This window comes from Bacillus sp. FSL M8-0063 (assembly GCF_038005545.1).
Taxonomy (GTDB): domain Bacteria; phylum Bacillota; class Bacilli; order Bacillales; family Bacillaceae_G; genus Bacillus_A; species Bacillus_A wiedmannii.
In genome coordinates this window covers 3,102,929-3,116,286 of sequence record NZ_JBBOTJ010000001.1, presented here as the reverse complement: position 1 = coordinate 3,116,286, position 13,358 = coordinate 3,102,929, and the positions used below count along the sequence as shown (strand labels likewise).

Genomic DNA, 13,358 nt, shown 5'->3' with positions numbered 1-13,358 from the left:
AACAGGGGGGAAACATAATGGTCAAACATAATCCATTTCAATCACGTGCAACTTTTGAAGTAGATGAAAAAACGTATCATTATTATGATTTGAAAGCGCTTGAAAACGCAGGGGTTGGCAACGTATCTCAATTACCATATTCCGTGAAAGTTTTACTTGAATCCGTACTTCGTCAAGTAGACGGACGTGTAATTACAGAAGAACATGTTACAAATTTAGCGAAATGGGGAACGAAAGATGTGCAAGATATCGATGTTCCATTTAAACCATCTCGTGTAATTTTACAAGATTTCACTGGTGTTCCAGCCGTTGTAGATTTGGCTTCGCTTCGTAAAGCAATGGCAGATATGGGCGGGGATCCTGATAAAATTAATCCAGAAATTACTGTAGACCTTGTAATTGACCACTCTGTACAGGTTGATAGAGCGGGTACGGCAGACGCGCTTGCATTCAACATGGACTTAGAGTTTAAACGTAATGAAGAACGTTATAAATTTTTAAGCTGGGCACAAAAATCATTTGATAACTATCGCGCAGTGCCACCAGCTACAGGTATTGTACACCAAGTAAACCTTGAATATTTAGCACCAGTTGTTCATGCTGTGAAAAATGCTGAAGGTGATTTAGTTGCATACCCAGATTCATTAGTTGGAACAGACTCACATACAACAATGATTAACGGTATCGGCGTTCTTGGATGGGGCGTTGGTGGTATTGAAGCAGAAGCAGGAATGCTTGGACAGCCTTCATACTTCCCAGTACCTGAAGTAATTGGTGTGAAATTAACTGGTACACTTCCAAGTGGTACTACAGCAACTGATGTTGCATTAAAAGTAACACAAGTATTACGTCAAAAAGGTGTAGTTGGTAAATTCGTTGAGTTCTTCGGTAATGGACTAAAGAGCATGCCTTTAGCTGACCGTGCAACAATTTCAAACATGGCACCAGAATACGGTGCAACTTGTGGCTTCTTCCCAATTGACGATATTTCATTAGAATACTTACGTTTAACAGGTAGAGATGAAGAGCAAATTCGCATTGTTGAAGAATACTGTAAAGCAAATGGTTTATTCTATACAGCAGACAGCAAAGATCCAATTTACACTGATCTTGTTGAAATTGATTTAAATACAATCGAATCTAACCTTTCTGGACCGAAACGCCCACAAGATTTAATTCCACTTTCAGATATGAAAGATGCGTTCCATAAAGCTGTTTTAGCACCAGTTGGAACACAAGGACTTGGATTTAATGAGCAAGAGTTCGATAAAGAAGTGAAGGTTACATTAGAAGATAAAGAAGTAACGATGAAGACAGGTGCAATTGCAATCGCTGCAATTACAAGCTGTACAAATACATCAAACCCATACGTATTAATTGGGGCAGGTCTAGTTGCGAAGAAAGCAATTGAAAAAGGGCTTGTAGTACCTGAGTACGTAAAAACATCATTAGCACCAGGATCTAAAGTTGTTACTGAGTACTTAGATAAATCAGGTTTAACAACATATTTAGATCAATTAGGTTTCCAAACAGTTGGTTACGGTTGTACGACTTGTATCGGTAACTCTGGTCCGTTAGCAGAGGAATTAGAAGAAGCAATCGCAGCAAACGATTTATTAGTAACATCTGTTTTATCTGGTAACCGTAACTTTGAAGGTCGTATTCATCCACTTGTAAAAGCAAACTACTTAGCATCACCACCACTTGTTGTGGCATATGCACTTGCAGGTACTGTTGATATTGACCTGAAAAATGATGCAATCGGTAAAGATGCAAATGGCAATGCTGTTTACTTCAACGACATTTGGCCATCAGCTAAAGAAATTGAAGATGTAGTTCAAAGCGTTGTTACATCTGAACTGTTCAAGAAAGAATATGCACAAGTATTTAACAGCAATGAGCGTTGGAATGAAATCCAAACTTCAAACGAAGCTTTATATACTTGGGATAATGATTCAACTTATATTCAAAACCCACCGTTCTTTGAAGGATTATCTAAAGAACCAGGTGAAGTTGAAACATTATCAGATTTACGCATAGTTGGTAAATTTGGAGATTCTGTAACGACAGACCATATTTCACCAGCAGGTTCAATTGGTAAGCATACACCAGCTGGACGCTACTTATTAGAAAACGGCGTACAACCAGTTGACTTTAACTCTTACGGTTCTCGTCGTGGTAACCACGAAGTTATGATGCGTGGTACATTCGCGAACATCCGTATTAAAAACCAAATCGCACCAGGAACAGAAGGCGGATACACAACATATTGGCCAACTGGTGAAGTAACATCAATCTATGAAGCTGCTATGAAATATAAAGAAGATGGCACAGGTCTTCTAGTTGTTGCTGGTAAAGATTACGGTATGGGAAGTTCTCGTGACTGGGCTGCGAAAGGTACAAACTTATTAGGTATTAAAGCAGTAATCGCAGAAAGCTTCGAGCGTATTCACCGTAGTAACCTAGTATTAATGGGTGTATTACCACTTCAATTTAAAGATGGCGAAAGCGCTGAAACATTAGGCCTTGTTGGTAACGAGTCATTTGAAATTCAAATTGACAAAACAGTTAGACCACGCGATCTTGTAAAAGTAGTTGCAACTGATGCAGATGGCAACGAAAAACAATTTGAAGTAGTAGCTCGTTTCGATAGTGAAGTAGAAATTGACTACTACCGTCACGGTGGTATTCTACAAATGGTTCTTCGTGAGAAAATTGAAGAGTCAAAAGTGTCGAACTAAATAATTGAAATGAACGATAAGGAAGCTAACAACTGTTAGCTTCCTTATTTTATGGAAAGGGATGAAACCAATTGGTTTCATCCCTTTCTTTTTACTATAAAAATGGAGGGAACATCATGAAAGAATATAAAAGAATATTGTTACCGTTACAGAAAGAAAAATTATTAGTAATAGCTGCTATATGTAGTGGGATTTTTGCAGCTATTTTAAATTTATCCCGTCCACTATTCATGGGGCTAATTGTAGATAACCTTATTCAACGAGAGTTAAAGGGAGTGTATCTTTACATTACTTTGTTTGCAGCTAGCCGCTTGTTGATGTGGGTGAACAATCTTTCATTTGATTATATAAGCTCCAAAGCAAGTCAACGAATATTGCGAAGGAAGCGTATAGATGTAATGCGTCATTTTCTCGTATTACCGTTTGAAGAGAGTGAGCAGATTAAGGGAGGAGAGTTAGAGACGTTAGTTGTGTCTGATATTCCAAACTGGGTCAGATTATATGGTTCTATATTAATAGAATATATACACGCCATTGCGCAATTTATAGGTGCGTTTATAGCACTAAAACATATAGATATAAAGTTCATATTGTGGGTAACTCCGTTTTTATTTTTAAGTGCAACGGTTCCAATGTTGATGGGGAAAAGGTAAGAAATATTGCAAGCATTGCTCAAAAAAATCAATCAAGTGTTGTAGTGATGGTGTCACAGTTTGTAAAAGGAGCACAAGATTTACGGAGTTTACAAAAAGAAAAATGGGCCATTCGATTATTTAAAGGAGTAACGGCACAGTCTTATAAATCGGAAGTAAAGAAGACGATGATGCAACACTGCATTGGAGTAGTTGGAACAGTGATTGAAACAGGAGCATATATCGTTGTTCTCATTATGGGCGCGCAGAAAATAATGAAGGGAGAAATGGAAGTTGGTTCACTTGTTGCAGTGTTAGCCACAATTGAAATGCTCTTTTTTCCAGTCCGTTACGTTGGCGATTTATTAATGATGACACAAGTTGCAGTCGCTTCGGCAAATAGAATTTTTTCCTTTTTAGATAAACGAGTGGCAGATAGTAAGGTAGAAAGAGGGATGGGGATGACAGTAACAAATGTTTCATTTCAGGAGAATGATGAAGAGAAATGCAGAATTCATAATATTGATTTGCAAATTAATCCAGGTGAATTCGTTATTATTGTAGGAGAAAGTGGCGCAGGAAAAACAACGCTTTTAAAATTAATGACAGGGTTGTATAAACCATCTAATGGTAACATTGTTTATTATGGTGATGAGGCTCGTATGACTACAGTGTGGCAAGAACCTCGTTTCTTTCGGACGACAGTAAAAGAGAATATGTATTTCGAGGAAAAGTGTTTAGAAAACCAGTTAGAAAAAAATATTGAGCTTGTAAATGTGAAGCCGATAATTAGAGGTTTATCGGAAGGGGTTCAAACTGTACTACATAAAAGCGGTGAAGAGTTTTCGGGAGGGGAAAGAAAACGTCTTGCATTATTACGTGCCATTGTTTCAAATCCGAATCTTATTATTTTAGATGAACCAACTGCGGGATTAGATCCGAGCAACCAAGAAACTATTTGGAATATGATAGAAGGATTAGGAAGAGAGGTCACGAGAATTGTGGCAACACATGATGTAGAGAAAGCGATACTAGCAGATCGTGTTGTCATAATGAAAGAAGGACGTATTGTTGCATGTGGAAGTCCTAAAAAATTAATAAATAGTCATTCGTTTTGCAAGTGATGTGAATAAAGATAAGAGTACTGCTCTTATCTTTATTCAGCATCATTTATTTGATACTCGATAGATTCTGAATGATTCAGATCAACGTTAAAGGTAGTGGTCGTAAGGAAAGTGGCAATTCCAAGAATTAAGAAAAGGACGAATGAGACTAGAGAGACGTAGAGACAAATACGCCCTACTTTCTTTTTTTCAAGGTCTTTACTAAAGAGTGAAATGATCCATGTAATAATACCGACTGGGTATAAAAGAAAACTTAGAATATATAATGTTGTTTTTTCGAATGAATTCATAAAAAATCCCCCTTTTGTTGTAGGTTTATAACTACGAGAGTAAAAAGGTGAATGGATCCATAAGAAGATAAGCAACACTTCATTTGTTTTTCTAATTATATGATAAAAAGGAAAAAATTTCACTTAAAATAAGAACATTCTAATTATTTCGACTGTGAATATTTCCAAGCTCGTCCGTATAAGCTAAAATAAGGTATATAGTATTTGGGTAATTAGGTTAATAAGAAGATAAATACGTTAGGGTGATATAAAATGTGGCGGAAGCTTACGATTATTGTAGTGTTACTTTGTTTAGCGGGATATGCAGCTTATGAACAATTTGGTAAAAAAGATCAGGCGGTACAAGGGGAGCAAGAAAAAAGTGAAGCTGCTATGAAAGAGATGATTGCAAGTAATGGTATCGAAATAGGGAAGAGTGCGCCAAACTTTGAATTAACGAAGTTAGATGGAACGAATGTAAAGTTATCGGATTTAAAAGGAAAGAAAGTGATTTTAAACTTTTGGGCAACGTGGTGTGGACCTTGCCAGCAAGAAATGCCGGATATGGAGGCTTTCTATAAAGAACATAAAGAAAATGTAGAAATTTTAGCAATAAATTATACGCCTTCAGAAAAGGGTGGGGGAGTAGAAAAGGTAAGCAATTTTGCTAAGGAAAAAGGAATTACTTTTCCGATTTTATTGGACAAGAACATTGATGTGACAACAGCGTATAAAGTAATTACGATCCCAACTTCGTATTTTATAGATACGAAAGGTGTCATTCAAGATAAGTTCATTGGACCGATGACGCAAAAAGAGATGGAGAAACGGATTGCTAAATTAAAATAACGGTGAAAAGGTAGAGGTGGAAAGTTACCATTTCTGCCTTTTCTTTTTCACGTAGTGATAGCAGCATGTTATGATAAAAGAAATATAAACGTTTAGAGGTAAAGGAGTGTTTGGAGTGGGGAATATATCCTTACCGTTAGATTATGTTGTAATTGATTTTGAAACAACAGGATTTAACCCTTATAATGATAAAATTATTCAAGTTGCAGCAGTGAAATATCGTAATCATGAACTAGTAGATCAATTTGTTTCCTATGTGAATCCAGAGCGTTCAATTCCGGACCGAATAACGAGTTTAACAGGTATTACAAATTATCGTGTTTCAGATGCACCGACGATTGAAGAAGTATTACCTTTATTTTTAGCATTTTTACATACAAATGTTATTGTCGCTCATAATGCATCTTTTGATATGCGTTTTTTAAAAAGTAATGTAAATATGCTTGGGCTGCCTGAACCTAAAAATAAAGTGATTGATACTGTGTTTTTAGCAAAGAAATATATGAAGCACGCGCCTAATCATAAACTTGAAACGTTAAAGCGAATGCTTGGAATTCGTTTAAGTTCTCATAATGCGTTTGATGATTGTATTACTTGTGCAGCTGTTTATCAAAAATGTTCATCTATTGAAGAAGGAGAAAAAAGAAAATCGAATACGGAAGTACTTGATGAAACAGCAGTATATGAGGCAGTAAAAAAGATACTTGTACGCAATAAACGTGATATCGAATGGGTTCGTTGCATGAATGTAGGAAGTTATTTAGATATAAAAGCTTTTTATCCAGTTATGAGAATAAAAGTAAAAGGGCGAAAGAAATACGTATTAACAGAGATATTAGAAGATGATGTGAAAGAAATATGTACGAGTTTAAATTGTGAACCGGCGTTAAAAAGTGAAGTTGGTAATACGAGAATTATGCTTAATAGCTTAGAGGATGTCCTGAAATTAGAAAGTTATATTTTAGGACAGTATGATTTCGTACTACAAGCGCTAAGTGAGTATAAACAAAGTGAAATGAATGCAGATGAAAAGCTAAAAGAATATTTAAATATAATGGTATAAAAAACTCCGTGTACAAGAAGTTGTACACGGAGTTTTTTTAGGAGTACTAAAACATAAAATTTTCTTGCAAATCTGATTAAAGAGTTTTTCATTTGCTCATACTATGTATAGTAAGAATGCGAAGGAGAGAGGGTGAACAGCATGAGAAGAAGTCGCCGTAAATCATTTGACGAACTTGTGAAAGAAAATAAACAACAATTATTAAGTGATCGTGATGCAATCGATCGCATTGAAGAGCGTATTGAAAAACGTTATGAAATGCAACTTTTTAAGCAAGCTGAATAATTCTTAACACTAGTACGATACTAGTGTTAAGGAGGCGATAGTAATGGGTAATCCGAAAAAGAATTCAAAAGACTTTGCACCGAATCATATTGGAACACAATCAAAAAAAGCTGGTGGCAATAAGGGAAAGCAAATGCAAGACCAAACAGGCAAACAACCGATTGTTGATAACGGTTAAAAAGGAAGAATGTTGTCATTCTTCTTTTTGTGACGGACTTTTAATAGTCAAAAAGGGCTGACATAAGTCAGCCCTTTTTCGTAATCGTAAAATTTTCAACGAGTAAACGCCAATTTTGCGGGAATGGTAAGCCAATCTTCCAGTAACTAATACCGCCTATACCTTGTTCTTTCATTAAATTGAATTTGCTTTGAACAGACCGTGAATCTTCAAACCAAACTTCGTGTTGTACGCCGTTTTCGTCAAAGTAATTAAAATGAGGAGCTTGAGCTGTGAAATCATAACGGATAGGAACATTGTATTTACGAGCTAGTGCAACAGCTGCGACAGAGCTAATTGCTTTTGCAGGCGGGTTACCTTGTTTGAACGGAAGTTTCCAATCGAATCCGTATAAGTTTTGCCCCATCATAATTTTTTGTGGAGGCATTTGAGATTTTGCGTATTGAAGTACTTCTTTTACAGGGCCGATAGGAGAAATAGCCATCGGTGGCCCACCTTGCCAACCCCAGTCGTATGTCATAATGACGACGAAATCAACAATTTGTCCTTGTGCCTTATAATCGTGAGCTTCGAAAAATTTGCCCTTTTGATTTGAACTTGTTTTCGGTACAAGCGTTGTACTCAATGTGTACCCGCTAGGTAAGCGTGTTTTTACAGTTCGTAAAAAACGATTATACGCTTCACGATCTTCAGGTGCCACACTCTCGAAATCAAAATGAATGTCTCGCATGCCATATTTTTCAGCTGTTTGCAAAATGTTAGTAATAAATTTGTTTTGAATCGTTGCATCGCGTAAAATAACCGATGTCAGATCGGCACTGAAATTTCCATTTTCAATATTTGTAATAACGAGCATAGGGATGGTATTACCTTGCGTTGCAATAGTAGCGATTTTAGCTGTTTCAGTTGGTTCTTTTAACGTACCATCTCTTTTTGCCTCGAAACTGAAGTAGGCCAAATATGTTAAAAATGGATTAATGGCACGCGTAGCATTAACCAAACTTTCTTTTATTGGTATTGTTGAAGGTTGTAAATAAGCGATGGATTCTACTGCGCGTTTTGTCCCTTTTGGTATATATAATTGCTGTCCAACATGGAGAATGGATTTTAAAGATAAGTTATTAACCTTAGCTAAACTAGCGAGAGGTACGTTATATGTTTGAGAGATTCGATATAGGCTATCGCCAGGCTGTACATAATAATTATTCCCTTTCGTATTAATGATGAGTGCCTGACCTACAACGAGTGTTTCAGCTGGATTTAGTCCATTGTCCTTTACTATTTCGTCAGGTGTTGATCCATACTTTGATGCCAAGCTATATACGCTATCACCGCTACGAACAGTTACAATTTGAATCATATGCTTGCTCCTTTCAGTAAAAGATTCACTGTTTTTATTTTATTTTTGATGTCACTGTATTATGATTAAATGTATGCAAGGTAGCAGAAGTGAAAGAAGGCGAATACATATGTTTGTAGCAGAACATGAAGTTGAAATCCGTTATGCGGAAACAGATCAAATGGGTGTTGTTTACCATTCAAACTATTTGGTGTGGCTTGAACTAGGTCGCACGAAACTTATACAAGATTTAGGATTTTCATATGTTGAAATGGAGAAAGAGGGAATTATTTCTCCTGTATTAGATTTGCAAATTTCATATCGTAAAGCGATGCGTTACGGAGAAAAAGCAATTGTGAAAACGTGGATTGATACTGTTAGTCCGCTTCGCGTTGTATATGGTTATGAAATATATAACGGTGAAGGTGAACTTTGTATTACTGCAAGTACGACGAATATTTGCGCGAAAAAAGAAGGGTTCAGGCCCGTATCATTTAAAAAGTTATATCCAGAGTGGTATGCGAAATATGAGGAAATTAAGAAAAAATAAAAAAGCGTGGCAGAAGCCACGCTTTTTTATTTTTCATAATTAAATTGCGGGAAATCATCACCGTCGTTAAATGTAACAGCTAAATTATGTCCATCGAAGAACCACTCATCGTCGCCTTCAATAAAGAAGTTAATACCTTCTTCTTGTGTTTGAACAGCAGGATGTGCAGGATCGTCTTTACGAATACCTAAAGAAAGTCCTTTTTGCACAGTACTGCAACCGCCGTATTGTACGAAAAGGCGTAGTGTTTCACCCGATTGTAAGTTTAATTCGTTTTTATACCATTGTGCTGCTTCTTTTGTTACGGAAAGATTCATGTATAGTTCCTCCAAATTATGTTGCTTTTTCTTTAGTATAAAAAATAACGCAAAAAGACGCTATTAATATGCTTCACGTTTTCTTTTTGCGTTATGTGGGTTACGATCTTATTTTTGCTTTTTTGAAAAGTTTGCTTTCGGTTCAGTTTTATTTATAATTCGTCCGATATTTGCACGGTGTTTATAAATAACCATACCTGCTAATAAACACATCGCAATAATGAAGATTTTATCCCCGCTAACAATGGATGCAATAACAGCAACGACGGCTGTTACCATAGAAGAAAGTGATACGTATCTTGTTGTAAATAAAAGGCTGAAAAAGACAACAGCTAATATTGCAAAAACAACTGGAGAGTAGCATAATAGCACGCCAGCAGAAGTTGCAACAGCTTTACCACCACGGAATTTCGCGAAAATCGGATACACATGTCCAAGAACAGCTGCTAATCCGAACCATAGTGGGTGAACATCTAATCCGAAAATAATCGGTAGACTTGTTGCTAATGTACCTTTTAAAATGTCAGCAATTGTAACGATAAAACCTGCTTTTTTCCCTAGTGTGCGGAATGTATTTGTTCCGCCTAGATTACCGCTTCCATGCTCACGAATATCGATCCCGTAGCCGATTTTTCCAACGACTAGTGCGAATGGAATCGAGCCAAGTAAGTAGGCAACGATAAATAAAAGATATGTAGTAACCATAAGTTCAGTCTCCTTTATTCAAATGTGTTGATAAAGGGTAAAAAGAGTTTTTCCCGTATATTGTACCATACATTTGTAAAGAGCACATTTCTTTTTTGTAAATGAAAAATTCATTATTTCGTGAAAAAAATTTCACAGGAATGTTACATTTCTCACAGAAACACCAAGACTATATGTAGTAACATTTTAATCAAAAGACAACAACATATTGGTGGAGGGTTATAAATGTTACAACGAAATGTACGTGGAGAAGAATTAATGAGAGTGTTTGAGACGATTGTCCACGGTAGTGAGCAAGATTTAATGCAAGAAAATGCAAATGTAGATGGTCGCTCTCCGATGGGAGTAATGGGAACGTTCGCATCAGAGAGTGCGAAATATTATGCAGTTGAAAATTTATTGTCAGATCAAGTGAAAAAAGCGATAGATCAAAATATATTATATCCACATGACTTAGATTTTTATGCGACAGGAACGACGACTTGTTCGCAAATTCCGTTAGCGCAAATGCTTGCGAACGGTTTTCATACCGGACATGGGCATATGAGACAACCGCAAGACATTAAAAGTGCATTGGCTCTTTCGTCTATTATTTTTCAGGCGAATCAAAATATGCAGCACGGTGGTCAATCATTTGCACTCTTTGATATTGATTTAGCTCCATATGTGAGAAAAACAGTAGCGAGACATAAGAAACGATTAGAGTCATATCCGCTTACGAAAGAACAAATAGAAGAATTTGCATGGAAAGAAACAGAAAATGATACGTATCAGGCGTGTGAAGCTTTCGTTCATAATTCAAATAGTATGCACAGTAGGGGCGGGGGACAAGTACCGTTTATTTCTATTAATTATGGAACAGACACATCAAAAGAGGGACGGTTATTAGTTAGACAACTTTTAAAAGCGACACAAGCTGGTCTTGGTAAAGGAGAAACACCAATTTTTCCGATTCAAATTTTTAAAATGAAAAAAGGTGTGAACTTTGAAGAATGTGATCCGAACTATGATTTATTTGAATTAGCGTTAGAGACAACGGCTGAACGATTATTCCCTAACTTTTCATTTTTAGATGCGCCATTTAATGCAGTGCATTATGACGGACGACCGGAAAGTGAAGTATGTTATATGGGATGTCGTACCCGTGTTATGTCTAACATACATGGAGAAGAAACAGCGATTGGAAGAGGCAATTTATCATTTACGTCTATTAACTTAGTGAAATTAGCGTTAATTAGTGGTTCAAAAGAAGCATTTTTTGAAGCGTTAAATTATTACTTAGATTTAGGAATTAAGCAATTATTAGAGAGATTTGAGTATCAATGTACGAAGCGAGCAAGAGATTTTCGATTTTTATATTCACAAGGTGTATGGCGCGGTGGAGAGAAGTTACAGCCTGAAGATTCTGTAGCATCCATTTTAAAGCAAGGGACGTTAAGTCTTGGTTTTATCGGTCTTGCGGAGTGCTTAGTAGCTTTAACAGGAAAGCATCATGGAGAAGATGAAGAATCATGGAAACTCGGGTATGAAATCATTTCCTTTATGAGAGCTAGAATGGATAGAGCGACGGAAGAACAGGAACTGAATTTCTCAGTAATTGCAACTCCTGCAGAAGGGTTATCAGGGAAGTTTGTGAAAAAAGATAGAGAAGAATTTGGTGTGATTAGCGGTATAACGAACCATAATTATTATACGAATTCATTCCATATTCCAGTTTACTATAGCATTCAAGCGATAAATAAAATTCGTTTAGAAGGACCTTTCCATGCTCTATGTAACGGGGGACATATTACGTATATTGAGCTAGACGGAGCAGCTATGCATAACAAACAGGCATTAAAACAAATTGTACGAGCGATGGCAGATCATGGCGTTGGATACGGTTCAATTAATCATCCTGTTGATCGTTGTAAATGCTGCAGTTATCACGGAGTTATTGGTAATGAATGCCCCAGCTGCGGAAATGGAGACGAGGCTAATATAGAAAGAATTCGCCGTATAACAGGTTATCTTGTAGGAGATATGTCGAAGTGGAATAGTGCGAAACGTAGTGAAGAGATGGATCGGGTGAAGCATAAATGAAAGTGATGAACATCATTCATGATAGTGTAGTAGATGGGGAAGGATTGCGGACAGTCGTGTTTTTTGCGGGCTGTCCGCATCGTTGTTTCGGTTGCCATAATCCGAAATCGTGGAATATTTGTAATGGAACTGAAATGACAGTAGAAGAAATTGTGAAAGAGATTGCAAGTAATACATTAACTGATGTAACATTTTCAGGTGGAGATCCATTTTTTCAAGCAGCTGAAGTGAAAAAAGTAGCAAAAGCTGTGAAAGACTTGAAAAAAAATCTTTGGATGTATACAGGTTATACGTTAGAAGAGATACAGAGTTCTCAAAATAATGATATGATAGAGTTGTTACATTATGGGGATGTTTTAGTCGATGGAAGATTTGAAATCGAGAAAAAAGATTTAACACTTCCATTTCGCGGAAGCTCCAATCAACGTATTATTCGATTGAAAGAGTAAAAAGGCGGGATAGATGATATGAATAAAACAGTATTACTTGTTGAAGATGAAAGAAGATTACGTGAAATCGTTAGTGATTATTTTCGTAATGAAGGCTTTGAAGTAATCGAAGCAGAAGACGGAAAAATAGCGTTAGAATTATTTGCAGAGCATGAAATTGATTTAATTATGTTAGATATAATGTTACCAGAAATAGATGGATGGTCTGTTTGTAGACGAATTAGAAAAGAATCAGCAGTACCAATCATTATGTTGACAGCACGTTCGGATGAGGATGATACATTACTAGGGTTCGAATTAGGTGCAGATGAGTATGTAACGAAACCTTTCAGCCCGAAAGTGTTAGTAGCTCGTGCGAAGACGTTATTGAAACGTGCGGATGGTGTGGTAGGAGTAGCGGAAGAAAATGCTATGTCTTTAGCTGGAATAGAAGTGAATCGTCTATCTAGAACCGTTTTAGTCGATGGAGAAGAAATTATATTGACACATAAGGAATTTGAACTTCTTGTTTATTTAATGGAGAACAAAGGAATTGTGTTGTCACGTCAACATTTATTAGATCAGTTATGGGGATATGATTACTACGGTGATGACCGAACGGTTGATACTCATATTAAAAAACTACGAAATAAGCTAGGAGATAAAGCGAAGCATATCGGTACTGTTATTCGAGTTGGTTATAAATTTGAAGAATAACCTTTAATTTACTATGCGCTTTGGCTTTGGGGTATAGCAAATTTATACTCTCTTTTGTAGGTGGAATGTACAAAAAATA

General features: G+C 36.5%; 13 protein-coding genes and 1 pseudogene. 10 read left to right on the top strand and 4 right to left on the bottom strand.

Features of this window, described 5'->3' with window-relative positions; genetic code table 11:
• The first annotated feature begins 17 nt into the window (after positions 1 to 17).
• A complete protein-coding gene (acnA, locus tag MKX31_RS15655; RefSeq protein ID WP_064476982.1) occupies positions 18 to 2,741 on the top strand; it encodes an aconitate hydratase AcnA in 2,724 nt (907 codons plus the stop codon).
• A gap of 116 nt (positions 2,742 to 2,857) precedes the next feature.
• Positions 2,858 to 4,497, top strand: a pseudogene (locus tag MKX31_RS15650) (ABC transporter ATP-binding protein).
• Between the two features lie 32 nt (positions 4,498 to 4,529).
• On the opposite strand, the gene MKX31_RS15645 reads toward MKX31_RS15650, so the two are convergent.
• Entirely contained in the window at positions 4,530 to 4,787 is a 258-nt protein-coding gene (locus MKX31_RS15645; protein WP_064476981.1) for a hypothetical protein, read from the bottom strand.
• A gap of 252 nt (positions 4,788 to 5,039) precedes the next feature.
• Here MKX31_RS15645 and MKX31_RS15640 point away from each other — a divergent pair, with 252 nt between their 5' ends.
• The 4 genes from MKX31_RS15640 (at position 5,040) to sspN (ending at position 7,141) form a co-directional block, all read left to right on the top strand.
• Positions 5,040 to 5,615, top strand: a complete 576-nt coding sequence (locus MKX31_RS15640; protein WP_000269060.1) for a TlpA family protein disulfide reductase — start codon at positions 5,040 to 5,042, stop codon at positions 5,613 to 5,615.
• Positions 5,616 to 5,730: 115 nt separating this feature from the next.
• Positions 5,731 to 6,678, top strand: a complete 948-nt coding sequence (locus tag MKX31_RS15635) for a 3'-5' exonuclease (RefSeq protein WP_088047031.1) — start codon at positions 5,731 to 5,733, stop codon at positions 6,676 to 6,678.
• 141 nt (positions 6,679 to 6,819) lie between these two features.
• A complete protein-coding gene (locus MKX31_RS15630; RefSeq protein ID WP_001254698.1) occupies positions 6,820 to 6,963 on the top strand; it encodes an FbpB family small basic protein in 144 nt (47 codons plus the stop codon).
• Positions 6,964 to 7,006: 43 nt separating this feature from the next.
• On the top strand, positions 7,007 to 7,141 hold the full coding sequence (gene sspN / locus MKX31_RS15625) for an acid-soluble spore protein SspN (RefSeq protein ID WP_000527987.1): 135 nt from the start codon (positions 7,007 to 7,009) through the stop codon (positions 7,139 to 7,141).
• Between the two features lie 67 nt (positions 7,142 to 7,208).
• On the opposite strand, the gene MKX31_RS15620 is transcribed toward sspN, so the two are convergent.
• Positions 7,209 to 8,501: a glycosyl hydrolase family 18 protein gene (locus tag MKX31_RS15620; protein ID WP_064476979.1), complete on the bottom strand. Its 1,293-nt coding sequence runs from the start codon at positions 8,499 to 8,501 to the stop codon at positions 7,209 to 7,211.
• 109 nt (positions 8,502 to 8,610) lie between these two features.
• Between MKX31_RS15620 and MKX31_RS15615 the strand changes: the two genes are divergently transcribed.
• Entirely contained in the window at positions 8,611 to 9,030 is a 420-nt protein-coding gene (locus MKX31_RS15615) for an acyl-CoA thioesterase (protein WP_000495804.1), read from the top strand.
• Between the two features lie 26 nt (positions 9,031 to 9,056).
• Here the strand turns inward: MKX31_RS15615 and MKX31_RS15610 are convergent, their stop codons facing one another.
• Entirely contained in the window at positions 9,057 to 9,347 is a 291-nt protein-coding gene (locus MKX31_RS15610; RefSeq protein WP_001054448.1) for a HesB/YadR/YfhF family protein, read from the bottom strand.
• A 108-nt stretch (positions 9,348 to 9,455) separates the two neighbouring features.
• A complete protein-coding gene (plsY, locus tag MKX31_RS15605; RefSeq protein WP_000258967.1) occupies positions 9,456 to 10,052 on the bottom strand; it encodes a glycerol-3-phosphate 1-O-acyltransferase PlsY in 597 nt (198 codons plus the stop codon).
• A 225-nt stretch (positions 10,053 to 10,277) separates the two neighbouring features.
• Between plsY and MKX31_RS15600 the strand changes: the two genes are divergently transcribed.
• From MKX31_RS15600 to MKX31_RS15590, 3 genes are read left to right on the top strand one after another with little or no spacing between them, the layout of a single operon-like run.
• Positions 10,278 to 12,134 carry an anaerobic ribonucleoside triphosphate reductase gene (locus MKX31_RS15600; protein WP_064476978.1) on the top strand — a complete coding sequence of 619 codons (1,857 nt, stop codon included), beginning with the start codon at positions 10,278 to 10,280 and terminating at the stop codon, positions 12,132 to 12,134.
• A complete protein-coding gene (gene nrdG, locus MKX31_RS15595) occupies positions 12,131 to 12,583 on the top strand; it encodes an anaerobic ribonucleoside-triphosphate reductase activating protein (RefSeq protein ID WP_000867065.1) in 453 nt (150 codons plus the stop codon). The genes MKX31_RS15600 and nrdG overlap by 4 nt, the downstream gene beginning before the upstream one ends.
• Before the next feature lie 18 nt (positions 12,584 to 12,601).
• Positions 12,602 to 13,279, top strand: coding sequence for a response regulator transcription factor (locus tag MKX31_RS15590; protein WP_001044675.1), 678 nt, complete (start codon positions 12,602 to 12,604; stop codon positions 13,277 to 13,279).
• The last annotated feature ends 79 nt before the right edge of the window (positions 13,280 to 13,358 follow it).

What these genes read in the sequence shown, in the direction of transcription:
- acnA (WP_064476982.1), top strand. Translation starts at nt 18, where the DNA reads ATGGTCAAACATAATCCATTTCAATCACGTGCAACTTTTGAAGTAGAT.
- MKX31_RS15645 (WP_064476981.1), bottom strand. Translation starts at nt 4,787, where the DNA reads ATGAATTCATTCGAAAAAACAACATTATATATTCTAAGTTTTCTTTTA.
- MKX31_RS15640 (WP_000269060.1), top strand. Translation starts at nt 5,040, where the DNA reads ATGTGGCGGAAGCTTACGATTATTGTAGTGTTACTTTGTTTAGCGGGA.
- MKX31_RS15630 (WP_001254698.1), top strand. Translation starts at nt 6,820, where the DNA reads ATGAGAAGAAGTCGCCGTAAATCATTTGACGAACTTGTGAAAGAAAAT.
- sspN (WP_000527987.1), top strand. Translation starts at nt 7,007, where the DNA reads ATGGGTAATCCGAAAAAGAATTCAAAAGACTTTGCACCGAATCATATT.
- MKX31_RS15620 (WP_064476979.1), bottom strand. Translation starts at nt 8,501, where the DNA reads ATGATTCAAATTGTAACTGTTCGTAGCGGTGATAGCGTATATAGCTTG.
- MKX31_RS15615 (WP_000495804.1), top strand. Translation starts at nt 8,611, where the DNA reads ATGTTTGTAGCAGAACATGAAGTTGAAATCCGTTATGCGGAAACAGAT.
- MKX31_RS15610 (WP_001054448.1), bottom strand. Translation starts at nt 9,347, where the DNA reads ATGAATCTTTCCGTAACAAAAGAAGCAGCACAATGGTATAAAAACGAA.
- plsY (WP_000258967.1), bottom strand. Translation starts at nt 10,052, where the DNA reads ATGGTTACTACATATCTTTTATTTATCGTTGCCTACTTACTTGGCTCG.
- MKX31_RS15600 (WP_064476978.1), top strand. Translation starts at nt 10,278, where the DNA reads ATGTTACAACGAAATGTACGTGGAGAAGAATTAATGAGAGTGTTTGAG.
- nrdG (WP_000867065.1), top strand. Translation starts at nt 12,131, where the DNA reads ATGAAAGTGATGAACATCATTCATGATAGTGTAGTAGATGGGGAAGGA.
- MKX31_RS15590 (WP_001044675.1), top strand. Translation starts at nt 12,602, where the DNA reads ATGAATAAAACAGTATTACTTGTTGAAGATGAAAGAAGATTACGTGAA.